This is a genomic window from Streptomyces lydicus (assembly GCF_004125265.1).
In the GTDB taxonomy this organism is placed as follows: Bacteria; Actinomycetota; Actinomycetes; order Streptomycetales; family Streptomycetaceae; genus Streptomyces; species Streptomyces lydicus_C.
Genome location: NZ_RDTE01000003.1, coordinates 7131207 through 7155592, shown reverse-complemented (window position 1 = coordinate 7155592; position 24386 = coordinate 7131207). Strand labels below are relative to the sequence as shown.

The 24386-nt window shown below is 72.8% G+C and carries 20 protein-coding genes; 12 read left to right on the top strand and 8 right to left on the bottom strand.

Annotated features, from left to right (window positions below; translation table 11 throughout):
* Positions 1–149: 149 nt before the first annotated feature.
* Positions 150–860 carry a YoaK family protein gene (locus D9V36_RS33970; RefSeq protein ID WP_129297136.1) on the bottom strand — a complete coding sequence of 237 codons (711 nt, stop codon included), beginning with the start codon at positions 858–860 and terminating at the stop codon, positions 150–152.
* A 234-nt stretch (positions 861–1094) separates the two neighbouring features.
* On the opposite strand from D9V36_RS33970, the gene D9V36_RS33965 reads away from it, so the two are divergent.
* From D9V36_RS33965 to D9V36_RS33940, 6 genes are all read left to right on the top strand, one after another.
* A complete protein-coding gene (locus D9V36_RS33965; RefSeq protein WP_241721138.1) occupies positions 1095–1520 on the top strand; it encodes a hypothetical protein in 426 nt (141 codons plus the stop codon).
* A gap of 1 nt (position 1521) precedes the next feature.
* Positions 1522–2616 (top strand): GNAT family N-acetyltransferase, encoded by a 1095-nt coding sequence (locus D9V36_RS33960; protein WP_129297135.1) that lies wholly within the window; start codon positions 1522–1524, stop codon positions 2614–2616.
* Positions 2617–3092: 476 nt separating this feature from the next.
* Positions 3093–3908, top strand: coding sequence for a glycosyltransferase family 2 protein (locus D9V36_RS33955; protein ID WP_129297134.1), 816 nt, complete (start codon positions 3093–3095; stop codon positions 3906–3908).
* On the top strand, positions 3905–5017 hold the full coding sequence (locus D9V36_RS33950; protein ID WP_129297133.1) for a glycosyltransferase family 2 protein: 1113 nt from the start codon (positions 3905–3907) through the stop codon (positions 5015–5017). The genes D9V36_RS33955 and D9V36_RS33950 overlap by 4 nt, the downstream gene beginning before the upstream one ends.
* The gene (locus tag D9V36_RS33945) at positions 5014–5817 is read left to right on the top strand and encodes a polysaccharide deacetylase family protein (protein WP_129297132.1); all 804 of its coding nucleotides are present in this window, start codon (positions 5014–5016) and stop codon (positions 5815–5817) included. The genes D9V36_RS33950 and D9V36_RS33945 overlap by 4 nt, the downstream gene beginning before the upstream one ends.
* A gap of 45 nt (positions 5818–5862) precedes the next feature.
* Positions 5863–9375 carry a lipopolysaccharide biosynthesis protein gene (locus D9V36_RS33940; RefSeq protein WP_129297131.1) on the top strand — a complete coding sequence of 1171 codons (3513 nt, stop codon included), beginning with the start codon at positions 5863–5865 and terminating at the stop codon, positions 9373–9375.
* A 60-nt stretch (positions 9376–9435) separates the two neighbouring features.
* On the opposite strand, the gene D9V36_RS33935 is transcribed toward D9V36_RS33940, so the two are convergent.
* Positions 9436–10782 (bottom strand): xylan 1,4-beta-xylosidase, encoded by a 1347-nt coding sequence (locus D9V36_RS33935; protein WP_164993087.1) that lies wholly within the window; start codon positions 10780–10782, stop codon positions 9436–9438.
* A gap of 127 nt (positions 10783–10909) precedes the next feature.
* On the opposite strand from D9V36_RS33935, the gene D9V36_RS33930 reads away from it, so the two are divergent.
* The gene (locus D9V36_RS33930) at positions 10910–12022 is read left to right on the top strand and encodes a DUF5925 domain-containing protein (RefSeq protein ID WP_129297130.1); all 1113 of its coding nucleotides are present in this window, start codon (positions 10910–10912) and stop codon (positions 12020–12022) included.
* A 31-nt stretch (positions 12023–12053) separates the two neighbouring features.
* Here D9V36_RS33930 and D9V36_RS33925 read toward each other — a convergent pair whose 3' ends face one another.
* The 3 genes from D9V36_RS33925 to D9V36_RS33915 form a co-directional block, all read right to left on the bottom strand.
* Positions 12054–13016: a pirin family protein gene (locus D9V36_RS33925; protein ID WP_129297129.1), complete on the bottom strand. Its 963-nt coding sequence runs from the start codon at positions 13014–13016 to the stop codon at positions 12054–12056.
* Positions 13017–13085: 69 nt separating this feature from the next.
* On the bottom strand, positions 13086–13862 hold the full coding sequence (gene ddaH / locus D9V36_RS33920) for a dimethylargininase (RefSeq protein WP_129297128.1): 777 nt from the start codon (positions 13860–13862) through the stop codon (positions 13086–13088).
* A 72-nt stretch (positions 13863–13934) separates the two neighbouring features.
* The gene (locus D9V36_RS33915; protein WP_129297127.1) at positions 13935–14321 is read right to left on the bottom strand and encodes a GntR family transcriptional regulator; all 387 of its coding nucleotides are present in this window, start codon (positions 14319–14321) and stop codon (positions 13935–13937) included.
* 358 nt (positions 14322–14679) lie between these two features.
* On the opposite strand from D9V36_RS33915, the gene D9V36_RS33910 reads away from it, so the two are divergent.
* The gene (locus D9V36_RS33910) at positions 14680–15615 is read left to right on the top strand and encodes a GNAT family N-acetyltransferase (RefSeq protein ID WP_129297126.1); all 936 of its coding nucleotides are present in this window, start codon (positions 14680–14682) and stop codon (positions 15613–15615) included.
* Between the two features lie 22 nt (positions 15616–15637).
* Here D9V36_RS33910 and D9V36_RS33905 read toward each other — a convergent pair whose 3' ends face one another.
* On the bottom strand, positions 15638–16336 hold the full coding sequence (locus D9V36_RS33905; protein WP_129297125.1) for a class I SAM-dependent methyltransferase: 699 nt from the start codon (positions 16334–16336) through the stop codon (positions 15638–15640).
* Between the two features lie 195 nt (positions 16337–16531).
* Between D9V36_RS33905 and D9V36_RS33900 the strand changes: the two genes are divergently transcribed.
* From D9V36_RS33900 to D9V36_RS33890, 3 genes are all read left to right on the top strand, one after another.
* Positions 16532–19048 carry a SpoIIE family protein phosphatase gene (locus tag D9V36_RS33900; RefSeq protein WP_129297124.1) on the top strand — a complete coding sequence of 839 codons (2517 nt, stop codon included), beginning with the start codon at positions 16532–16534 and terminating at the stop codon, positions 19046–19048.
* A gap of 280 nt (positions 19049–19328) precedes the next feature.
* Positions 19329–20348, top strand: a complete 1020-nt coding sequence (locus D9V36_RS33895; protein WP_129297123.1) for a lytic polysaccharide monooxygenase — start codon at positions 19329–19331, stop codon at positions 20346–20348.
* A gap of 248 nt (positions 20349–20596) precedes the next feature.
* Positions 20597–21217, top strand: a complete 621-nt coding sequence (locus D9V36_RS33890; RefSeq protein WP_129297122.1) for a TetR/AcrR family transcriptional regulator — start codon at positions 20597–20599, stop codon at positions 21215–21217.
* A gap of 70 nt (positions 21218–21287) precedes the next feature.
* Here D9V36_RS33890 and D9V36_RS33885 read toward each other — a convergent pair whose 3' ends face one another.
* Positions 21288–22190: an esterase/lipase family protein gene (locus D9V36_RS33885; protein WP_129297121.1), complete on the bottom strand. Its 903-nt coding sequence runs from the start codon at positions 22188–22190 to the stop codon at positions 21288–21290.
* A 329-nt stretch (positions 22191–22519) separates the two neighbouring features.
* Here D9V36_RS33885 and D9V36_RS33880 point away from each other — a divergent pair, with 329 nt between their 5' ends.
* Positions 22520–23185, top strand: coding sequence for a pyridoxamine 5'-phosphate oxidase family protein (locus tag D9V36_RS33880; RefSeq protein WP_206739767.1), 666 nt, complete (start codon positions 22520–22522; stop codon positions 23183–23185).
* Between the two features lie 30 nt (positions 23186–23215).
* Here D9V36_RS33880 and D9V36_RS33875 read toward each other — a convergent pair whose 3' ends face one another.
* On the bottom strand, positions 23216–24274 hold the full coding sequence (locus tag D9V36_RS33875) for a DNA polymerase Y family protein (protein WP_241721378.1): 1059 nt from the start codon (positions 24272–24274) through the stop codon (positions 23216–23218).
* Between the last annotated feature and the right edge of the window lie 112 nt (positions 24275–24386).

Sequence of the window (24386 nt, the reverse complement as noted above, 5' to 3'; positions counted from 1 at the left end):
GCACGGATGTTCCTCCTCTCCGGTGCTTCCCCTCTTCGGCGCCGCTCGTTTCCGGTGCCGCTCGTTTCCGGTGCCGCTCGTTTCCGGTGCCGCTTCTCTCCGGCGCCGCTTCTCTCCGGTCCCGTCCGGGCCGGTGCGGGAAAGGCCGGTCATTCCTCGGTGGGGTCCAGGCGGCCGGCGAGGCCGGGGACGAGGAAGGCGGTGGCCGCGATGACGAGGGCCACCAGCAGGATCACCAGCGTCGGACGCGTCCCCAGGCCGAGCAGTCCGGCGCCGAGCAGGCCCCCGGCGAACATCGCGGAGACCGAGACCAGCCGGCGGCCCGCCACATGGCTGCCGTAGCCCAGGCGCTTGTCGCGCCCCAGCGGTGACCCGCTGACCAGGGCCGTCATCGCCCGGGTCTCCACCGTCGTCGTGAAGTCGGGGGCGGCGGTGCGTATGGCGGTGACATTGCGTATGCCCATCGCCACCGCCATCAGCCCGACGACGACCAGGCGCCGGCCCGGCGGCAGGCCCCGGACCGGCCCCCACTCCCATGCGGCCACCGCGGCCCCGGCCAGCAGCGTCGCCTCCGTGGCCAGTGCGACCGGGAACCACTGGCGCTGCCGCACGGCCAGTGCCGATTCCCACCGCGCCCCGAGCGCCGCGCCCAGGGCGAAGGCGCCGAGCGACACCACCGTCGCCAGGACCGGCAGGCCGCCCTGGCCTGCGATACCGAACCCGAGGAAGAGCAGATTGCCAGTTTGGGTGGCGGTGAAGACCTGACCGAGCGACAGAAAGCTGACGGCGTCGAGCACCCCGGTGGCCACGGTCAGGCACACCATGATCACCGTCAGGGCGATTCCGCTCGGCGGCTCCACGGACACGGCTCCTTCCGGCGGTCACCTCACCTCGCGGCACGTCCCCCCAGTCTCCGGACGGCCGGCCTCCGCTGCCGCCATTGCGCCGTCCGAGGGCGGCCCGGCGCCGCGGCCCACCGCTTCCGCCCCGCACGGTTGCGTAGGTTTTTGGCCTTCGTCATGTCTTGACGGTGCTCGGAGCGTTGCGCGACATTGAGGCCCGGCATCCGGCGCTTATGGGGGGCAAAGCTGCCAATGCACACCGAGACCATCGCTCAGCACGGCTCGCACGACCCGCCACCACCCGGGGAGCGGCCGGCGAGCGCCACCGCTTCGCTGGTCGCGGGGATGGCGGTCGGCATCGGCATCATGGGCGCCGTCCTCGCGCTCGCCGATATCGGCTCTCCCCTCCGTGCGCCGTTCACCCTCTTCTTCCTCCTGATGGCACCCGCCGGCGCACTCGCCGTGGCGCTGGGCCGGATGGATCCGCTCGGCCGCGCGGTCGCCGCCGGGGCCGGGGCGCTGGCCGTCGATCTGCTGGTGGCGCAGACCATGCTGGCGCTGCATCTGTGGTCGCTGCGCGGCGGCGTGCTGGCGGTGGCGGGGCTCAGCGGCGCCCTGCTGCTGGCCGGCGCGGTGCGGCGGCGTACGGGCCGGGCCCCCGGAAGCCGGGCGGGCTGAGATGGACGTGGCGGTGTACCGCCCCGGCGAACTGACCGGGGCCGACCGAAGTGCCTGGACCGCCCTGCAGTCCCGGGCACGGTCCCTGGGGACGCCGCAACTGGCGAACCCCTTCCTCTCCCCCGAGTTCACCCTGGCCGTCGGCCACTGCCGAAGCGGCGTACGGATCGCGGTGCTCCACGAGCACGGTGAGCCGGCCGCGTTCCTGCCCTTCCAGCGCTCGGTGCTCGGGACCGGGCGGGCGGTCGGCCTGGGCGTCTCCGATGCCCAGGGGCTGGTGCACCGGCCCGGGTTCCGCTGGGACGCCCGGGAGCTGCTGCGGGCCTGCGGGCTGTCGGTGCTGGAGTTCGATCATCTGGTGGAGGGCCAGAAGCCCTTCGAGACGGCCTCGTTCAGCGGTCATGGCTCACCCGTCATCGAGGTGGACCAGGGCTTCGAGGCCTATCTGGCGGGGCTGCGGGCCCGGTCGCCGAAGTTCACCCGGACCACGCTCGCCAAGGAACGCAAGCTCGGCCGGGACATCGGGCCGCTGCGCTATGTCCACGACGAGCGCGACCCGGCGGCGCTGCGGACGCTCATGGAGTGGAAGTCGGCGCAGTACCGCAGGACGGGGCGCAGCGACCGCTTCGCACACCCCTGGATCGTCCGGCTCGTACAGCACCTCTTCCACACCCGCAGCGCTTCCTTCGCGGGGCTGCTGTCGGTGCTGTACGCGGGCGAGCGGCCGGTCGCGGCGCACTTCGGGCTGCGTTCGGAGTCCGTTCTCGCCTGCTGGTTCCCGGCCTACGACCCCCGGTTCGCGAAGTTCTCCCCGGGGCTGGTGCTGCATCTGCGGATGGCGCAGGCGGCGGCCGCGGAATCGGTCGGCCATCTCGACCTGGGGCGCGGCGCGAAGGATTACAAGGACTCCCTCAAGACCCGTGAACTCATGGTGTCCGAGGGGTGGGTGATGCGGCGGCATCCGGTGGCACTGGGGCACCGGGCGCGGCGCGCGCCGGTGCGTGCGCTGCGCAATGCGGTGCTGGCCAGGCCGGAGCTGTTCGCGCCCGCCGACCGTCTGCTCAAGCGGGTGGGCCGGATCCGGTCGGGTCGGTGACGCATAACCCGGCAGCGGCGGTCCGTGCCGGGGTTTTGCGGAGTTCCCCAGGGCGCAACGGGGCGTGCGCCGGTGCATTCATACGGGCGTGCCCCCGAGTGCACCGGCCAGTTGCCGCAAAGGGTATTTGACGCCGAAGAGCGTGCCCTACAGTCCCTGACATCAATACCGACGCACATCCACCCGCACCGGACGATCATCGCAAGACGGCTCCGGGGAGAGCCCGTTCGATCCGATGGAACGACCGGTGCGGTGCGCGGTGGGGGGGGTCCCGTGCGCACGGTCTTCGCTTGCCGATCACAGCTTGCCGAGGGCCGGAGCACGAGCCGCGCAGCCGGAATCACGCGTGCCTGCTCGCCCTGTCCGCACGGTGAACCCTGCCGTGCGACCGGGGTGTGAACCCCCCTTTCGACCCGGATAACCACACGGACCGCCCGGGGGTGGGCGGTCCACCGGACGAGAGGGCATGAAACCCGATGAGCTCGTTCCTTCGCCCGGCCGACGCGGAAGAACCGCCGCTGACGCTGCTGCCGGACCAGGCCGTCTACCGTCCCGTTTCCTCGCATCTGGCCATCGCTCCACCGGTCAGTGTCGTCATCCCGGCGATGAACGAAGCGGAAAATCTCCCGTATGTCTTCAAGACCCTGCCGGACTGGATCCATGAGGTGATCCTGGTCGACGGGAACTCCACCGACGACACGGTCCGGGTCGCCCGTGACCTGTGGCCGGACGTCACGGTCGTACCGCAGCGCGGCAAGGGCAAGGGCGACGCGCTGATCAGCGGTTTCGCGGCCTGCACCGGCGAGATCATCGTGATGATCGACGCGGACGGGTCGGCCGACGGCGGCGAGATCGTCAGCTATGTCTCGGCGCTGGTCTCCGGGGCCGACTTCGCCAAGGGCTCGCGGTTCGCCAACGGCGGCGGCACGGACGACATGACGCCCGTCCGCAAGCTCGGCAACCGTGTACTGACCGCCGTGGTCAACACCAAGTTCGGCGCCCGCTACACCGATCTCTGCTACGGATACAACGCCTTCTGGCGGCACTGCCTGGACGAAATAGCCCTGGACTGCGCCGGGTTCGAGGTCGAGACGCTGATGAACATCCGGGTGGTCAAGGCCGGGCTGCGGGTGCAGGAGATCCCCAGCCACGAGTACAACCGCATCCACGGCGTCAGCAATCTGCGGGCGGTGCGGGACGGGCTGCGGGTGCTGAGGGTGATCCTGCGCGAGCGGGGCTCCCGGAAGAACCGGGTGGCCCGGCCCGCGCTGATCACCGGGAACGCGCGGTGAGCGCGGCGAGACCGGCGGCCGGCCCGGCACCACGGATCTCCGTCGTCATCTGCGTCCACACCGAGGACCGGTGGGAGGACATCCTCGCCGCGGTGGCGTCGGTGCACGGCCAGTCCCACCCCGCGCATGAGGTGCTGGTGGTGGTGGACCATCACCCCGTCCTGCTGACCCGGCTCAGGGAGCACTTCAGGGGCGCTCACGCGGGCGCACCCGCTTCCCGTACGCCCGCAACTCCCGTACGGATCATGGCCAATTCAGGACCCCAGGGGCTGTCCGCGGGGCGTAACACCGGTGTCGCCGTGGCCGGCGGCGAGATCGTCGCCTTCCTGGACGACGACGCGGTGGCCGAGCGGGACTGGCTGCGCCACTTCGCCGCGGCCTACGCCGACCCGGCGGTGATGGCGGTCGGCGGGCGCACCGAGCCGGTCTGGGCGTCCGGCCGCCGCCCGGCGTGGTTCCCCGAGGAGTTCGACTGGGTGGTGGGCTGTACGTACCGCGGTCTGCCGCCGGGCAGGGTGCGGGTGCGCAATGTCCTGGGCGGCAATGCCTCCTTCCGCAGGGTGGCGTTCGATCTCGTCGGCGGATTCGCCGTCGGGATCGGCCGGGATGCCGGGCGGCGCCCGCTGGGCTGCGAGGAGACCGAGCTGTGCATCCGGATCAGCCGCTCGCTGCCGGATGCCGTGCTGCTGATCGACGACCGGTCGGTCATCCACCACCGGGTCCCGGCCGTACGGGAGCGGTTCGGCTACTTCCGCAGCCGGGCGTACGCCGAGGGCCTGTCCAAGGCGCTGGTGACCCGCAGTGTCGGCGCACGGGACGGGCTGTCGGCCGAGCGGCGCTACACGACCCGGGTGCTGCCCGCGGGGGTGCTGCGCGGGGTACGCGACGCGCTGTTGCGACGGCCGGGCGGCGCCGGGCGGGCGGGCGCGATCGTGGCCGGCGTGGCCGCCGCCGCGGCCGGCTATGCGTGGGGCACCGCACGGGCCCGGATGCAGACCCGGTCGCGGTCACGGGAACGCGGAAAGCCCGTGGGGGGAGAGGGAGTTGACCGGCCGGCGGAAGATGCGGCCGCAGGTGCGGGACCGGAGCGCGAGGGGGCGGCGGCATGAGCGAACGGCCGCCTGTGGTGCCGATCTTGATGTACCACGCGGTGACCGCGGCTCCGGCCCCCGCCGTGCGGGAGCTGTCCGTGCCGCCGGAGGCCTTCGCCGCACAGCTCGCGGTGCTGGCCGACGCCGGATTCACCCCGCTGACCACCGCCGCGCTGGCCGCGGCCTGGCGGGGCGGCGGACCGCTGCCGGCCAAGCCGGTGCTGATCACCTTCGACGACGGCTACGAAGGCGTCTACCGGCACGCGCTGCCCGCTCTCGCCCGGCACGGTTTCCCGGCCACCCTCTTCGTCTGCACCGGCTGGCTGCCCGGCCCGTACGACACCGGTGGCGCCCTGGACACCATGCTCGACTGGGACCAGGTGCGGAAGCTGGCCGCGGCGGGTGTCGAGATCGGCGGGCACAGCCACAGCCATCCGCAGCTGGACGGCGTCGGTGACGCCCGGCTGCGGCACGAGGTGCTGCGGTGCAAGGAGATCATCGCCGAGCAGATCGGCACACCGCCGGAATCCTTCGCCTACCCCTACGGTCACTCCAGCCGGCGGGTGCGGCGGACGGTGCGCGCGCTGGGCTTCTCGCAGGCGCTGGTGGTGGGCAATGCGCTCGCCGCCCGCCGTCAGGGGCCGTACGCCCTGGCCCGGCTGACGGTGCGGCGCCGTACGGGCACCGAGGAGTTCGCCCGGATCATCGAGGGCCGCGGGCTGCTCCGCGCCTTCGCCCGGGACCGGGTGCTCACCAAGGGGTACGCGGTGGTCCGCAGAGCGCGGCAGGCGGTCCGGCTGTGCACGCCGGGCGGCTGAGCACGCCGCGGCACGCCCGCGGCGGAGGAAGGGGCAACGAAACCGGTGTCTGACACCACCACCAAGGCCGAGGAGCACACGGAACCGGAGCCCCGGGGAGGCGGCGGCCGCGCGCGCCGGCTCCCCGGGCGGGGCGGCGGGAGTCCGCTGTTCCGCAACGCCTATGCGCTGATGCTCAACACCGGCGTCTCCGGGCTGCTCGGCCTGGGGTTCTGGCTGGTCGCGGCCCGTTACTACACGGAGTCGGCAGTCGGCCAGGGATCGGCGGCCATCGCCGCGATGAAGCTGCTGGCCGGGCTGACGGCGGTGACCCTGACCGGTGCGCTGGCCCGCTTCATCCCGGTCGCCGGGCGGGGCACCGGCCGGCTGGTGCTGCGGACCTACGCGGTCAGTTCGGCCGTGGTGGCCGCCGCCGCGGCCGTCTTCCTGCTCACCCTCGGTCTGTGGGGGCCCTCGTACCGCTTTCTGCACGGCCCGCTGACCGGCCTCGGCTTCCTGCTGGCCGTGGTCGCCTGGTCGCTGCTGACCCTGCAGGACGGGGTACTGACCGGACTGCGCAGTGCCCTGTGGGTGCCGGTGGGCAACCTCTCGTTCTCCACGGTGAAGCTCGGGCTGTTGGTGGTCTTCGCCGCGGCGCTGCCCACCGCCGGGGTCTTCGTCTCCTGGGCCGCGGCGATCGCGGTATCGGTGGTTCCGCTGGGCTGGCTGGTGTTCCGGCGGCTGGTGCCCCGGCATGTACGGGCCACGCACCGCACCGCACGGCCGCCGTCGCTCCGGGAGATGGGCCGCTTCGTGGCCGGCGACTCCACCGGGTCGCTGTTCTCGCTCGCCGTGGTCTACCTCGTGCCGGTCCTGGTGGCCTCGCAGGTCAGCGCGGCGGACAATGCGTACTTCTACATCACCACCACCATCGGCGGCACGGTCAATCTGCTCGCCCTCAACATGGGCGCCTCGCTGACCGTCGAGGGGGCGCACGACCCGGCGCAGCTGGCCCGGCACACCCGGGCCGCGCTGCGGCGGATGGCCCGCATCATGCTCCCGGTCTGTGCCGTCCTGTTCCTCGGCGCGCCCCATATTCTGGGGATCTTCGGCCCGGGGTACGCGGAGGCGGCGACGCCGCTGCTGCGCTGGTTCGCGGTGGGGGCGCTGCTGCGGGTCGTGATGGAGGTCCATTTCGCGGTGCTGCGTGCCCAGAGCCGTACGTCCGGACTGGCCGCTCTGCAGGGCCTGTTGTGTGTGCTGGTGCTCGGGCTGACACTGGTGCTGCTGCCGCGGATGGGGCTGACCGGCGCCGGTGTCGCCGAGATCTCCAGCCTGGCGGTGATCGTCGCGGTCGCCGGTGTCCGGCTGAGCCGGGTACTGCGCGGGACGGTGCCCGTGCCGGCCGCCCGCACACCGGCGGGCGGACCCGCCCCCGGCGGGGTTCCGGCGGGCCTGTCCGTCCACGGGGAGCTGGGGGATGCGGTGCGAGGGGACCAGGCGCAGGGCGAGCCCGCGGTCGCCACCGTGCCCCGCCCACTGCCCGGGGGCAGGCCGCCGGGCCGCCGCCCCGCGCTCCTCGTACGCCTCCGGAGCCGCCCCGACCTCGCCGTCTGGGCGCTGCTGGCCACCGCGCTCGCGCTGTTCTGGCTGCCGCTTCGCGGGATGGGCGACGCCGCGCTGGACCGGATGAACGGGCTCGGGCTGATCTCGGTGCTGCCCGTGGCGACGCTCGCCGGGACCGTCCTGCTGGTGGCGGCCTTCGGCGCGGCGCTGTCGCTCGCCCGGCCACGGCGGGCGCTGCTCGCCGCGGTGCTGCTGCTGACGGTGGTGGCGCTGCATGCCCTGCCGGCCGTCCTGGAGACCGAGCCGCGCTTCCCGACGGCCTGGCAGCATCTGGGGTTCCTGGACTACCTCGGCAGAACCGGCACCGCGGTACCGGACCTGGACGCCCGCTGGAGCTGGCCCGGCTTCTTCGCCGCGGTGCAGTTCGTCGCCGGGGCCTGCGGGGTCACGGATTTCACCGAAGTGCTGCGCTGGTGGCCGCTGACCGTGGAACTTCTCTACCTGGCGCCGCTGTTCCTCCTGCTGCGGGCGGTACGGGCGAGCTGGCGGGCGAAGTGGTGCGCCCTGTGGCTGTTCGCGCTGTGCGGCTGGGTCGGCCAGGACTACTTCTCGCCGCAGGGGTTCACGTACCTCCTCTACCTGGCCTTTGTGGCGGTCCTGCTGGTGTGGTTCCGCGACCCCCGGCCGACGTGGGGACTGCGCCGGCCGGGTGAGGCGGAGGTGCGGCCGGCCGGCCGCGGTCAGCTGGTGACGCTGCTCGGCGTGCTGATCGCCCTGTTCACGGCGTCGGTGGCGGGCCATCAGCTCACTCCGTTCGTGATGCTCGGTGTGCTGACGTTCCTGGTGCTCGTCCGGCGCTCCAACCTCTACGGCCTGCCGCTGCTGTGCGGCGTCCTGGTCCTGGCCTGGATCGGGTTCCTGGCCGAGCCCTACTGGTCGGGCCACTTCGACGAGCTGTTCGGCGGGCTCGGCGGCGTCGGCGGCAACGTCGCCTCGTCCGTCACGGACCGGATCGGCGGCGGCGATCCCACCCACAAGCTGGTGCTCTACGCCCGGGTGGCACTGGCGGGCGGGGTGCTGGCGCTGGCCTGCTGGGGAGTGCTGCGGCGGCGGTGGGCCGGCTTCACCGAACGCGCGCTGCCGGTGCTGGCCTTCGTGCCCTTCCTGGCGTTCGGGATGCAGTCCTACGGCGGCGAAATGGCGCTGCGGGTCTTCCTGTTCGCGCTGCCCGGCGCCGCCGTACTGGCCGCGCTGGCGCTGTTCCCGCGCGAGACCGGCGCCCGGCGCGGTCTGGGGCCGCTCGCCGCGCTGCTGACGGGCCTGCTGCTGACCTTCGGCTTCCTCGTCGCCCGCTGGGGCAACGAGCCGTTCGAGCGGATCCGGCCGGGTGAGGTCGCGGCGATGGACTACGTCTATGCGCACGACAAGCCGACCGCGCGGGTGCTGTGGCTGAGCAGCGACCCGGTCAACAGCGTCACCCCGGCGATGCCCTGGGGCGCCAAGGACATGGAGCGGGTGCAGTACGAACCGGTCCTGGCGCCCCGCGTTCCGGATCGGGTGGGCCCGGTCGTGACCGCCCTGCGGAAGGCGGGGCCGCAGTCGTACCTCATCGTCAACCACGGTCAGTCGGAGTCGCTGCGGCTGGATTCCGGGTACCGCAAGGGCTGGGAGGCCCGGCTGCGGGCCGCCCTGGACCGGCGCCCCGAGCTGCGGCGGGTGCTGGCCAACCGGCATGCGGCGGTGTACGAGCTGACGCGGCGCCCGGCGGGCGAGGTCCCGCCGCCCCGGCCCGGCAGGGCCGGTCCGCAGGTGACCTGGACACCGTGGTCGGTGCTCGGTGCGCTGGCGGCGCTCGCGCTGATCGTGGCGCTGGCGGCCCGCGAGGTGCTGCGGGTCGCGGTCGCCCCCGGCGTGCGGCAACTGCACTGGATCCAGGGGCTGTTCTGGTTCTCGCTGCCGCTTCTGGCGGTGTTTCTGGCGTCGCTGGTGCAGCGGTTCCTGACGGTGTCGTGAGGGATGCCGCGCGCACGCCAGGAGCCGTCCGGAACGCGGCACGCGCGAGTCAGATGTAGGTCAGGTCCGGTCGATCCACCGCACCTCGTATCCGGCGAGCGTGACGTCCTTACCATCCACTTTCACCACGGCGCGGCGGTCCTTGGTGTTGACCAGCAGTGCCGTCCGGTCATCGGCCAGCCCCCGGACCGTCGTCCCGCCGGTGTCGAGGTCCTGCGGCCGATTCCCCGGCGGAAAGGCGCGGGAGAAGTGGGACAGCAGGTCCATCATGGGCAGCTCCGTTCCCCCGTCGTCCCGCTCGGTGCTGGTCCACAGGCATCCGGGGCAGTGCGCCCCCTCGGTCTCCGGGTTCCAGTAGAACCCGCTGGCGGCGCCGCCGGACGCCATCTCGATCAGGGCGGAGGCCTGCGTGGCGGTGCGGCGGCGCTCGCTCCAGCCGGCCCGGTCGTCGCTCTCATCCGGGATCTCGACGTACCACTCCGCCCACCACAGCGGCAGTCCGCTCTCCTTGCGCAGCCACCGCCCCACATCGGCGAATTTCCGGGTGGCGGCGAACGCGTCCGGGGCGTACCGGTTGTCCTTGCTGTAGCTGGAGCCGTCGACGACCAGGAAGTCCGCGCCGGCCTTGTGCCGGTTCCAGTACGCAAAGGCGTCGAGGGTGCGCCGGTCGACGCTGCCCCAGGGGCCCTTGAGGGCGGAGGCATAGGTGTCGTCGCCCGGGACATAGCTGTCCATCACGAGATAGGGACCACCCACCTGATTCGCGCTGTCCACCTTCTTCACCGCGCGGTAGACCAGGTTGTACAGGCGGGTATACCCCTCGTAATTCCAGCGGCCCTTGGCGTCGTCGAAGAATCCCTTGAATTCGTTCCAGACGACGAAGTGCCGGACGTCCGGATAGCGCTGGGCGACCTTTCCGGCGAGCGCGGCGAAGTCCGCGTAATGCGCCGGGTCGGGCGCCTTTTCCAGGGCGCTCCAGTCGGTGTGCCCTGCCGTGCCGCCCTTCATCCAGTCCGGTGCGCAGCACAGGGTCAGCACGGGGGTGCCGCCGGTCTGCCGGATCAGCGCGAGCCTGCGGTCCAGGTCGGCGAAGTCATAGTGGCCCGGACTCGGTTCGGGGTTGTCCGCGCCCCAGCCCATCAGGTGCTGGTTCTGCGGCATCGGATGGGCGGACAGCAGCCGGGCGGCCCGTGCGGTGGCCGCATCGGTGCCGTCGTCCGCGCTGAACTGGGTGTGGGTGAACCCCCAGCCCACCGCGGGGCCGGCGACGCGCGGGCGCGCGGGCCGCTTCGCATCCCCGCCCTCGTCGCCAGGAAGGGAGCAGAGGGCCAGCAGTATCGCCAGCACCGCCACCCCGGCCGCGATCGTGAAGCCCCGGCCCTGACGTTCCCCACCATGGCGTCGCACAATGGGCAGATTAGCCAGCGAACCACCCGCTACGCCCGAGTTTCTGAGTAACAGTTCTGTTCTGGTGCGGGGAAAACACCGGGATAATCCGTGTACGCGGCGGACGGCTGTGACAGATCATGGCGGCATGTGTGCCGATCACGTCCAGCCGTCCGCCGCCGAGGAGTCCCTTCCGCTCCGGCTGACCATGGACGACAGCGATGCGCCCGCCGATGTCGTCGACGCGCTCTTCCTGGGGCGATTCGCGAAGGGAGAACAGCCGTTCGCCCGCGGCCGGTCCCTGGACCGGGTGAAGTCCGGCCTGACACTGCTGCCGCCGGGCGCACGGGTCCTGCGCTCGGCGAAGGACGAGGACCGCAGCGCCACGCTCGCCGAGGGCGACGGTTTCACCCTGCTGGTCTCGCGCTGGAACCGCGGCGCCGATGTGACGGTCACCGCCGTCACCGACGAGCTGGCCGAGAAGGTGCTGGGCGCGGCCACCGACGGTGCGCAGGACGAACCGGAGCCACAGCCGGAGAACGTGGCGATGGGCTTCTGGTACTTCTCACCGCGTCGCGGACCGCACCGCACGTCCCGGCAGATCTCGGCCGGCACCTGGGAGGAGATCCGGCCCAACTACACCGCGCCGGTGGCCGACGCCATGGACCGGCTGATGAAGGTGGCGCCCGAGGAGATCGCCGGACGGCTGCTGTTGCTGCACGGCCCGCCCGGTACGGGCAAGACCTCCGCGCTGCGCACGCTCGCCCGCTCCTGGCGCGACTGGTGCCAGGTGGACTGCGTCCTGGACCCGGAGCGGCTGTTCCACGACGTCGGCTATCTGATGGACATCGCGATCGGCGAGGACGACAGCACCGGCAAGGGCCGCTGGCGGCTGCTGCTCCTGGAGGACTGCGACGAGCTGATCCGCGGCGAGGCCAAGCACGCCGCGGGCCAGGCGCTGTCGCGGCTGCTCAATCTGACGGACGGACTGCTGGGCCAGGGCCGTAACGTCCTGGTCGGGGTGACCACCAACGAGGATCTGGAACGGATGCATCCGGCGGTGGTCCGCCCCGGCCGCTGTCTGGCCCGGATCGAGGTCGGGCCGCTGACCCGCCCGGAGGCCGTGCGCTGGCTCGGCACGGAGCAGGGCATCGGACGCGAGGGCGCCTCGCTCGCCGAACTGTACGCACTGCGGCGCGGCACCCGGCCCGCCTCGGTCCCGCCCCAGGACTCGGGTGCCGATGCGGGGCTCTACCTGTGAACCTCTGACCGGGTGTGTGCCGCCCGCCCCGTCAATGCACCCGGCCCCGCGGTTTCATGGGCACCGCGGGGAGGTCGGGGGCCGGCAACCGCTCGCCGTCGTAGCCGTGCACCTCGCCGAAGCGGGAGCCCGACATCCAGGCGTCGCGGGCCTCTTCGATGTCCTGCTGCGAACGCCCCACGAAGTTCCACCACATGAGGATCCGCTCCTCGAACGGCTCGCCGCCGAGCAGCATCAGGCTGCTGTCGGAGTCGGCGCGCAGGGGCAGTTCGCCGCGTCCGCAGCCGAGGTAGAGAAGGGCGCCGGGGGCGAGGCGCACCCCGTCGACCTCGCTCTCGCCGGAGATGGCCAGCGCCGCGTATTCGAAGTCGGGGTCGACCGGCAGGCGGGCGTCCGCGCCCGCGGCGAGCGTGAGGTCGGCACCCACCAGCGGGGAGTAGGTGGTGCCGGGTGAGGTGGCGCCGGCCAGCTCGCCCAGGACGACGGTGGCGGACAGTCCGCCACCGCCGGTGATCACCGGGAGTTCGGTGTGGTGCTCGAAGGCCGGTGCGGTGTCACGGTGTCCGCCGGGCAGCGCCACCCACAGCTGGGCGCCGTGCAGAAGGCGGCCATGGCCGGACGGTGACTCCTCGGAGTGGGCGATGGCCCGGCCCGAGGTCATCAGGCCCAGCTCCCCGGGCCGTACGGTCTGCAGACTGCCGAGGCTGTCGCGGTGCAGCACCTCGCCCTCGCGCAGCCAGCTGACGGTCTGCAGGCCCATGTGCGGGTGCGGCGGCACCTGCATCCCGGGCTCACCGGCGATGTCGTCGGGACCGTAGTGGTCGACGAAGCACCAGGCGCCGACCATCCGCCGGCCGAGGTTCGGCAGCAGTCTGCGGACGACGGTGCTCTCGCCGAGCGGCACCTGCTTGCCGGGCTGGACATCGCGGACCGGGCCCGTACGGCCGTTGCCGCCGCACGGATGGGGCGCGGGTCTGAGGTCGAGGTTGCTCATGGCGCCACGATAGGCACGGCCGGGGGTACGGCCTGGGCAGGCACACGAGCCACCCGGGGTGACGCCCCGTCAGACATACAGCTCGCGGAGCCGTACGGACAGGCAGGTTACGCAGCCCTCCAGCTTCTCGAACTCGCTGATGTCCACGGCGACGGGCTGATATCCCAGGTCGGCGAAGAGCTCCGCGCTCCTGGGGGCGGAGGCGGCCATCAGCAGGCTGCCGCCGCCGAGCAGGACGACATGGGCGCCGGATTCCTCGGGGACGGGCAGGAAACGGGTGAACGCGGCGGGGTCGTCGACCAGGGGCGGATAGCCGATGACGGTGCCGTCCGGGAGGGCGGTCACCGCGGATTTGAGGTGCAGCACCCGGCTCACCGGTACGGCGATCACCCGGGCGCCCAACGGTTCGAAGGCGGCGCGGAGTTGGCGTATGCCCTCGGCGTTGGTGCGGCCGCCGCGGCCGACGTAGAGGGTGTCGCCGACCTTCAGGACATCACCGCCGTCGAGGGTGCCGGGCTCCCGGATCTCGTTGACCGAGCAGCCGAGCGCCTCCACGGCCGCGCGGGCGCCGGACACCTCGGCCCTGCGGACACCGGCGCCGGGGCGGGCGAGCAGCGCCACATTGCGGAACATCACCACGGCGTCCTCGACGAAGACCGCATCGGGGCAGTCGTCGGCGGGGCCGGCCTCGACGGTGTGCCAGCCGTGGTCGCGCAGCACCTGGACATACGCCTCCCACTGGCGCAGGGCGAGCACGGGGTCGACCGGATGCCGTTCGATATGGGTGACCAGCCCCTCGGCGAGGCGGGGTCCTGGACGGCGGACGAGCGCGTGCGTGCTGGGCATGCGGATCCTTTCGGGCGTGGGGCGGTGGGCGTGGGGCGTGGAACGTGGGGCGTGGGGCGTGGTGGCTGCGGCTCAGGCGTCGGGGTAGGCGGCGCGCAGGGCATTCTCGACGGCGGCGAGGGCGGCACGGTGGTCCAGGCCGAGGCGCCGGGCACGGTGGGCGTAACTCTCGGCGGCCGCGGCGGCTTCCTTGTCCGCGGCCTCCCCGGCCGCCGCGATGAAGCTGCCGTTGCGGCCCCGGGTCTCGATCACCCCGTCGGTCTCCAGGGCGCGGTAGGCCTTGGCGACGGTGTTGGCGGCCAGGCCGAGGTCTTCGGCCAGGCCGCGGACGGTGGGGAGTTTGTAGCCGACCGGGAGGCCGCCCTCCCTGGCCTGGTCCGCGATCTGGGTGCGTACCTGCTCGAACGGCGCGGCGGCCGACGCCGGATCGATGGTGAGGGTCAAGGTCTGCGGGGACACGGTGGCGCTCCTGGTGCGGTGGGTGGGGCGGCCGGATACGTGGCGGCCGTCGCCCTGGGGTCTCGGCCCCGGGAAACCTGCCGTGCTCGTACCCGTCCGTCGGTGCGCGGTTTTGTCGCATCCATTGTGCGTCAGGCACACGGGGCGTGCGGGAAGGTGTCACTCCTCGGAGGGATGGCGCTGATCGGGGGGTGACACCGTTCGGGAGCGGCACCGGTCGGGAGCGCAGCGCTCGGAAGCGCACCGACGGACGGGTACGAGCAATCACACCGCTCGCGAGCACACCGCCCGGCAGAGCCATCGAGGGCGCGGAAAAAGAAGTGGCACAGCGGCGCACCGGCGCGTACCGTCCGCCGTCATGACGTCTGCCGTTACCGTGCGCGACTACCGCCCCGCCGATGGCAAGGCAGTCGCCGACCTGCGGCGGGCCGTTCTGCCCTGCCGGCTCGCCACCCCGCAGGGCATCGCCTGGGAGGTCTCCACCGCCCCCGCGGCGCAGCGCCTGCGGCTGTGCGTCGCGCACCGGGACGGCAGGATCGTCGGCGCGGTCCAGGCGGGGGTGCTGCACGACGCCGAGGTCCCCGGCCGGGCCGCGGTGTCCCTTCAGGTCCATCCCGGGCACCGCGGCCGGGGCATCGGCCATGCGCTGCTGACCGCGGCCGAGGACCACCTCTTCGCGGCCGGTGCCGACCGGATCTTCTCCTGGGCGGCCGACGAGCCCGGCACCGCGGCCTTCGCGGAGCGCCACGGTTACCGCCGCGCCCGCCCGGCCCACTACCTGCGCCTCGACCTCACGGCGGGCGGCCCGCCGCCGCTCCCCTCCGTGCTGCCCTCCGGCGTCCGGCTGCACACCGGCGCGGACTTCGAGGCCGACCCGCGCCCGCTGCATGCCGCGGATACCGAGGTCAGCGTCGACGAACCGGGCGAGGTGCCCCCCGGCGCCATGGCCTACGAGGACTGGCTGCTGCATATCTGGGAACACCCCCATCTCGATCCGGACCTGACCTCGGTGGTGACCGTGGACGGGGAGATCGCCTCCTTCGCCCTGGCCGCAACGGACGGTGACACCCGCTACTTCTCCGCCATGACCGGCACCCGCCGCGCCTTCCGCGGCCGGGGCCTGGCCCATCTGGCCAAGGTCTTCTCCCTCCGCCGCGCCCGGGACGCGGGCTGCGCCGAGGCCTTCACCCACAACGACGCCGGCAACACCGCGATGCTCGCCATCAACCACACCCTCGGCTACCGGCCGTTCGCCGCGACCTGGCAGTATGTGCGGGAAAGGGCGGCGGACTGACGCGCCCTGACACGCCGCCCGGTCACTTCGGTATGCCGGGCGGGAACCCGGCGATCAGCGCATACCGCTCGTCAGCCACCTCCTTGCCCCACAGCACCGGATCGTGCGAAAGGTCCTCGACGCGGGTGTGCGCCGCCAACGGCTCCACCAGGGTCGTGAGTTCGGCGGCCGGGATGCCGATCGGCTCGGCCTCGCCCCAGCGGCCCTCGACCAGCACCAGCCGCCCGCCGGGGGCGAGCAGCCCGGCCCAGTGGCGCAGGACGGCCGAAGGACCGGGCAGCGCCCACAGCACATGGCGCACCAGGACGGCATCGAACCGCTGCTCTCCCACGGGTGGTTCGGCGGCGTCCCCGACCAGGAATGCGGCGTCGTGGCCCGCGAGCTTGCCGCGCGCCTGCGCGATCATGCGCGGGGAGCGGTCGACGCCCGTGACCCGGTGGCCCTGCTCGGCGGCGAGCAGGGCCAGGCTTCCCGTGCCGCATCCCAGGTCGAGGACGGTGGCGGGAGCGGACGGGAGCCAGGAGCGCAGCCGGGCGGCCCAGGCGGAGCGGACGGCGGGGTCGCGAAGGCCGTGGTCGGGTTCGTCGTCGAAGGAGGCGGCGGCCTCTTCCCAGTAGGCGGCGTCGGTGGTCGGCAGGGCCGATTCCCCCTCTCCGGCAGGGAGGTTGGAGAGGTCGGCGGAGGGCCGGCGGGCCGGTTCGGCGGGCGCTTCGGTGCTCATACGCCGATGGTGCCAGGGACCACTGACAACGCCGGGTGGACGCGTTCCGGCCGGGCCGGGGACGCCCTGCGGCGGGCGCAGGGAAGAGCGCCCGGACAGGGTGAGGGAGTACCGTTGTAGGGGCCGGTCGGATGCGGCGGCGCCGCCCCGGACAGAGCGTCTGCCGCATGGTGGGACCGGCATTGGACCGGTCAGATGAATGCTTCCCAGAGCAGCCGTCTCTCCGGAGACGGAGTCTTCGACCTCACACGGACGGCCGTGGTGATGGCCGATCGCGCGGGGGTGGCGCAGGGCTGGACCGCGGGCGCCGAGCGGCTTCTCGGCTATCCGGTGTCCGAGGCCGTCGGCCGGCCGCTGGCGGACCTCTTCGCCGGGGTGGGCGCCGGCCCGGAACAGCACAGCAGGTGGCAGAGCCGGCTGGCGTCGGCGGACGGCTGGAGCGGGCTGGAGGCCGTACGCCACAAGGACGGGCACCGGCTCGACCTGGAGTTCCGTGTGCTGCCGGTGATGGATGCCCACAACGGCTTCTCGCGTCTCGTCCTTGCCGCAGAGATGGACCGGACGCCGTGGTCAGGGGCGAGCCGGTCGTTTCTGGAGGGCATTCTCGGCATGTCGCCGATCGGTGTGGCCATGGTCAACGCCGATCTGCAGTTCATCTGGCTGAACGACGCCCTGGAGCGGATGGGCGGTACCAGCCGCGAGCAGCGTCTCGGCAAGCGCCTGGGGGAGGTGCAGCCGGGCCTGGCCGTGGAGGCCATCGAGGCGGAGATGCGCCGGGTGCTGCGCACCGGCACCCCCTCGGTCGGCTACGAGTACCTGGGGCACCCGCAGTCCGATCCCGAGCGGGAGCACGCCTACTCCACGTCGTTCTTCCGGATGGAGGACGAGGCGGGGCAGGTGCTCGGCATCTGCTACATGGTCCTCGATGTCACGGAGGGTTACCGAGCCCGGCAGCGGATGGCGCTGCTGAACAAGGCAGGGGAGCACATCGGCAGCTCACTGGACGTCTGGCGGACCGCACAGGAACTCGCCGATGCGGCGGTGCCGGACCTCGCCGACTTCGTCACCGTCGATCTGCTCGATGCGCTGCTCTCCGGGGAGGAGGCGGCGCCCGGCCCGCTGGATGCGGCGGAGCTGCTGACCATGCGCCGGGCGGGAGCACAGTCCGTCCACGAGGGCTGCCCCGAGGCGGTGGTCGCCATCGGGGAGCCGGCCGCCTATCCCCCGTCGGCGCCCGTGGTGGCGAGCCTCACCCGGGGCGAGTCCACGCTGCTCCGGACGCTGGATCCCGCCGAGGGCGACCGGCCGGACGAGGACCCGGTCCAGGCGGCGCATCTGCGGACTCTGGGCTTCCACTCGCTGATGGTGGTGCCGCTGCGGGCCCGGGGCGTCTTCCTGGGAGCGGCCACGTTCGCCCGCTGGCAGGCCACCGGGCCGTTCCAGCCCGACGACCTGGTGCTCGCCGAGGAATTCGTCGCCCGCGCCGCGATATCCATCGACAACGCCCGCCGGTACACCCGTGAGCACACCGCGGCCCTCACCCTCCAGCACAGCCTGCTGCCGCGCGATCTGCCCGAGCAGTGCGCGGTGGAGGCCGCCTACCGCTATCTGCCGGCCGATTCGCTGAGCGGGGTCGGCGGCGACTGGTTCGATGTGATCCCGCTGTCCGGGGCCCGGGTCGCGCTGGTGGTCGGTGACGTGGTCGGCCACGGGGTGCATGCCGCGGCCACCATGGGGCGGCTGCGCGCCGCGGTGCAGGCGCTCGCGGACCTGGACCTGTCCCCGGAAGAGGTGCTGGCGCATCTGGACGACATGCTCAACCGGGTCGCCCACGACGCGAACGCCGACGACGGGGTCATCGGAGCCACCTGCCTGTACGCCGTCTACGACCCCGTCAGCTGCCGCTGCACCCTGGCCCGGGCCGGCCACCCCGCGCCGCTGCTCGTCGATCCCGACGGCGCGGGAAAGCTGCTGGATCTGCCGACCGGCCCGCCGCTCGGACTGGGCGGTATGCCCTTCGAATCCGTCGAACTGCCCTTGCGGGAAGGGAGTCTGCTGGCCCTCTACACCAACGGGCTGCTGCTGGGGAAGGCCCTCGATCTCGACGGAGGGATCACCAGGCTGCGGCAGGCGCTGGCCGATCCGCAGGCTCCGCTGGAGGACATCTGCGAGACGGTGACCAGTGGTCTGCCGGGCGGGCGGCCGGTCGACGATGTGGCGCTGCTGCTGGCACGTACCCGGGCCCTGCCCCGGACCCGGCTGGCCACGTGGGAGATCCCCGCCGACCCGTCCGCGGTCGGCGAGGCCCGCCGGACCGCGGCCCGCCTGCTGCGCGAATGGGGCCTGGAAGAACTGGGCTTCTCCACCGAGCTGATCGTCAGTGAACTGGTCACCAATGCCATCCGGCACGCCTCCGGGCCGATCGGCCTGCGGATGATCCGCGCGGGGGAACTGATCTGCGAGGTCTCGGACGCCAGCAGCACCACCCCGCACCTGCGCCATGCGCGGACCACCGACGAGGGGGGCCGCGGGCTGTTCCTCATCGCCCGCTACGCCCAGCGGTGGGGCACCCGCTACACCGCCCAGGGAAAGATCATCTGGGCCGAACTCCCGCTCGGCCCCACCACCGGGACCGCCCCGCCGGCCGACCTCGGCACACTCCTCGAAGACCTCGACGACCAGGCGGACTTCACGGGCGCGGAGGGGCGGTGAAGAGGGGGCGGTGAGGAGAGCGGCGGTGAGGAGTGCCCGTTTCCTCCCCGCCTGCCTGTGCCCCCGCTTAGTGGCTCCTTAAGCCCGCCATAAAGATCCTCAGGAACCGCTCTCCCGGGGCAAATCCGCTGTTCAGCGGGGCTAGCGTGCTTCTCGTAAGGCGGCGCTGCGGGCCGCCGGCGCCGCTCTCCGGGGGACGGCGCCGTGGCCCGTCTCCCGACCCCCCACAGCGGTGCCGCCTCGCTCCCGCTCGATGCAACGGATGAAGGAGACCCCCACCATGACCGCTCGTCGCAAGGCCACCGGGATCGCACTGGCCGGTATCGGCCCGCTCGCGCTCACCCTGCTCGCCGCGGGCCCGGCCGCCGCGCACGGCTCGATGACGGACCCGGTCAGCCGGGTGTCGGCATGCTTCGCGGAGGGGCCGGAGAGCCCGAAGTCCGCGGCGTGCAAGGCGGCCGTGCAGGCCGGCGGCACCCAGGCCTTCTACGACTGGAACGGTGTACGGGACGGCGAGGCCGGCGGCCGGTCCAAGTCGCGCATCCCCGACGGCAAGCTGTGCAGCGCCAACAACCCCGAGTACAAGGGCCTCGACCTGCCCCGTGCCGACTGGCCCTCCTCCAGGATGCGGGCGGGCAGCCACACCTTCCACTACAAGGCCACCGCGCCCCACAAGGGATACTTCGAGCTGTACCTCACCAAGAGCAGCTACAACCCGGCCAAGCCGCTGAAGTGGTCCGACCTGGAGTCGAAGCCGTTCGTGAAGGTCAGCGACCCGAAGCTGACCAACGGGGAGTACGTCTTCAACGGCAAGGTGCCGGCCCGGTCCGGGCGCCACCTGATCTACAGCATCTGGCAGCGTTCGGACAGCGCCGAGGCCTTCTACACCTGCTCGGACGTCGTCTTCGGGAAGGACAGCGGCCAGGCGGCGAAGCCCGCGCCGACCGCCTCGGCGCCGACCGCCCACCAGCTCGCGGCGGGCGCCGGCAAGTCGTCGATGGACATGAGCGGGCACGACCACGACGGCAGCGGCTCCGGCACCCACACCGGCTCCGGCGCCCACACCGGTGCCGTCACCCAGGCGGACGCCGATACCCCCGCGCCGGGCGGCAGTTCGCAGAGCGGCAACGCCCCGCAGGCCCAGGGCGGCGGCAAGCCGGCCGGCGGGCAGCATCTGGCGGAGACCGGTGGCGACAGCTCCACCGCCCCGCTGGCCATCAGCGGCGCCGCCGTCCTGGCCATGGGCGCCGGGGTGCTGTTCGCCACCACCCGCCGCAAGGCCGCCCGGCACCGCGGCTGACGACCACACCGGGCTGACGCCAGCACCAGGGGCTGACTGACGCCCGCGCCGCGACCGTCCCGGAACCGACGCCGCCCCCTTCGCCCCGGGGGCGGCGTCGCCGTGCGCCGGGCCGTGCGCCGAGCCGTCCGCCTCGTTCCGGAGGATGCTCCGTTCCGGGGGCCCCGGTTCCGGGGGGTGTCCCTGTTCCGGAGGAGGCTCTGTCCCGGAGGATGCCCTCCGCCGTAGTGGAGAGTAGCCTCTAGAACATGGCCAGGCCCTCCCGCTTCGCTACCTCGCAGCTGCTCGACGCCGCCGTACGGCTGGCAGCCGAGTCCGGGCCGTCGGGCGTCACCATGTCCGCGGTCGCCGCGGCCGTCGGCGCGCCCAGCGGCTCGCTCTACCACCGCTTCGCCGGCCGCCCGGCACTGCTCGCCGAGGTGTGGCTGCGTACCGTCGAGGACTTCCAGGAGGGCTACTTCGCTGCCCTTGAATCGTCACAGGACCCACGCGCCGGGGGCCGGGCGGCCGCCCGGCACATCGTGGCGTGGAGCCGCACCCACCCGGCGAAGGCCTCGCTGCTGCTGTACGGGGAACACGACTTCGGGTGGGACAACTGGTCCGACGAGCATCTGCTCCGTGCGGAGGAGGGGAACATCCAGGTGCGGGCGGCCATGGCGGCGCTCGCGGGGGCGCTGGGACTGCACGGCAGGGCGGGCCTGGACCGGGTGACGCTCGCCGTCATCGATCTCCCGCTGTCGCTGGTGCGCCGCCATCTGCACGGCGGCTGCCCGCTGCCCCCGCACGCCGAGGACCTGGCGGAACAGTGCACCGACGCCCTGCTGACGGGCGACGAGGACAGCGGCCCGCCGTCCGTACGGGGCGACTGACGGCAGTACTCCACCGCCGCCCGTACGGGACGAGCCCCCCGTACGGGCGGTGGGCCGCACCGGCTCCCGGTCAGCCCGACACACAGGTGGTCGGGGTGGCGTGCGCCGGGTCGAGGGCGTTGGCCGTCTCGTGGAAGGCGACGCGGTCGGTGAGGCCGATGGCCACATGCTCGGAGAGGTCAAGGGCGCACAGGTCCTGGAGCACGACATTGTGCACGTCGGGGCCGCTCAGGAACTCGGTCCGGTAGGGGGTGACCACCTCGTCGTACTTGGTCGCGATCACGGTGTAGTGCACTCCGGGGACGGTGTCGCCGCCCTCGTTGAGGCGGTTGAGGAGGTCCGAGCCGACGATCTGGTCGGACAGGCCGGGGGTCGCCTTGTCGAGGTACTGCTTGGCACCGGGGAAGTAGGGCAGCAGGCGGGTCAGCCCGTCCAGGTCGGTGCCGTGGTTGTCGGGAGCCAGCCCGACCAGCGTGTTCACCTTGTCCGCGCCGCCGTGGAACTTCATGTACACCCGCGGCATCATGCCGCCCTGCGAGTGGCCGACGATATCGACCTTCGAGGTGCCGGTGGCGGCCAGCACCCGGTCGACGTAGTCGGCGAGCTGCCGGGCGGAGGCGTCGACCGGCCCCAGCCCGTGGAAGAACGGGACGCCGGACAGCTGCCCGTAGTCCAGGGAGAAGACGCAGTAGCCGCGGGCCACCAGATAGGGCGCGAGGCCGAGCCAGTTGTCGACGGCGTTGCCCAGGGTGCCGTGCACCAGGACCACCGGCCGCGGATGGTCGGCGGAGGGCTTGCAGGAGTAGTTGTTCCAGCCGCTGCGGACGGTGGAATCAGAGGGGCGGCGCGCAGCGTCTCCGGCCGGGGTGGTGGCGGGCGACGGGTGGGCAGCAGCGGGCGCGGTGGTGGTGACGCCGAGGGCCAGCGCGAGGGCGGGAAGGAGGGTGAGCGTTCTTGACCAGCGCAGCTTCATACGATGCTCCTTGCGGGGTGAGGGGACTCCGAAGTGCTCGGTGAGCCGTTCACGCGATCCGGATCGCAAGGGTCAACGCAGTTGACTGGCAAGTAAGTTACGGCCGGGTAAGCACAGCGTGCCAGCGGTGTGACGGTGAAGGAAGCCACACATGACCCTCACCGGACGTCCGGGGCGCGGAGCGCCGGCGGTGTGCTGTGCCCGGTCCGCCCGTGCGGCCGCCGGGGACCGAAGCCGTCCCGTACAGTCAGTAATGCCTTGACCAGTGACATCACAGCCGACAGCGCCTTGACCAGTGACCGCGGTATGAAGGGCACGAGGGGACACCGATGACACCGATGGAGACGGCAGGGACAGCGGGGACGGCGGATCCGGCCGGCATGGTGGAGGTCTCGTCGGAGGGGGAACTGCGCGAGCTGATCGGCGAGCCCAACTCCCATGCGGCGAACAAGACCCGCCATCGGCTGCACGACCTGGACCGCCGGTGGCTGGCCCACTCGCCGTTCTGCGTGATCGCCACCGCGGATGCGCAGGGCCGGTGCGATGTCTCGCCCAAGGGCGACCCGGCGGGCTTCACCCATGTCCTGGACGACACCACCCTGGTGATCCCGGACCGCCCCGGCAACAAGCGCCTGGACGGCATGCGGAACATCCTCGGCAATCCACACGTCGGGCTGGACTACTTCGTCCCGGGGCGCGGTGACACCCTGCGGATCAACGGCCGCGCCCGGCTGCTGCGCGATGCCCCGTTCTTCGACGAGCTGATCATGAAGGGCAACCGCCCCCGGCTGGCGCTGCTGGTGGAGGTCGAGGAGGTCTTCTACCACTGCTCCAAGGCGTTCCTGCGCTCGGAGCTGTGGAATCCGGAGACCTGGCAGCCGGACGCCCTGCCCTCGCGGGCCCGGATCGTCAAGGGCGTCGAGCTCCGGGACATGCCGCTGGAGGAGCTGGAGCGGCACTACGGCCCGGAGTACGCGAAGAAGCTCTACGGCTGAGGCACCGGGGGCACGCCCTCGGGGAGGCCCCTACGGGCGGACGGCTCCGGGGCCGAGGGGCTTGGTGCCCGAAGGCGGAGACGTACGGCCGTGCGGAGGCGTACGGCCGTGCGGGCCGAGGGTCGCCGCGGGGCGTACGCTCCCGGTGCCGAAGCGCGCCCTGGCCCGGTCGACGGCCGCCTCGATGCGGTGCGCCTTGTCGTCGGACGGGTCGAAGGTCAGCTGCCGCGCGGCGAGTTCGGCACGGCACAGATCCTCCGCGCGCAGCGCCACGGAGCGTACCCGCGCCCGCTGCAGCCCGAGCGCGGCGTGCAGCGCATAGGCCGCCCCGGTCAGCGCGGGCCCGTGCGCGGTCGGCCCGTCCAGCCGCCGGGTGCGGGTCGTGGTGGAGCGGTCGGCGTAGCGGACGGTGAGGGTGAGCGCACGGGCCACCTGCCCGCTCGCGCGCATCCGGGCACCGAGGTCGTCGGCGAGCGAGAGCAGTGCCCTGCGGCGCCTGGCCGGGTCCAGTTCGTCGTGGGCGAAGCGGTGTTCCGCGCCCATCGAACGGGCCGCGGCGTTGGGCGTCACCGGCGTCGGATCGATGCCACGGGCCCGCTCGTACACGAGGCGGCCGGTCTTCGCGCCGAGGATCCGCTGCAGGGTCGCGGGCGGTGCGGCGGCGATCCGGCCGACGCTGTCGAGCCCGTACGCGCACAGGGCGCGGGCAGTGGCCGGGCCGACGCCGTGCAGCGCCGAGGCCGGACGGCGGTCGAGGAAGGCGGCGACGGCCTCAGGGTCCTCGGGGACGGCCCGGATCTCCCCGGGTGCCGCCGCCTGCACCGCCATCCGGGCGAGCAGCGGGTTGGCGCCGATCCCGATCGTGCACCGTACGCCGTACCAGGCCAGCGCGCGCAGCCGCACCAGTTCGGCGATGCCCGCCGCGTCCCGGTCGAAGTAGCGCAGCGCACCGCGCACATCCGCCAGCGCGGCGTCCGGCGGCAGCGCCTCGATCACCGGGGTGAACTGCGCGAGGAGCCACAGCAGTTGCTCGAACTCTCCGGCGCTCACGGGGGCGCCGGCGGCGGCCCGGAAGCGTATGTGGAGCATGCCTGGCCGCCGCGGGGCAGCGAACGGATCCGTCGGCGCGGCGGACGGCTCCGGCGGCGCGACGGACGGCCTCGGCGGCGCGGCGGACGGCTCCGGCGGCGCGACGGGCGGC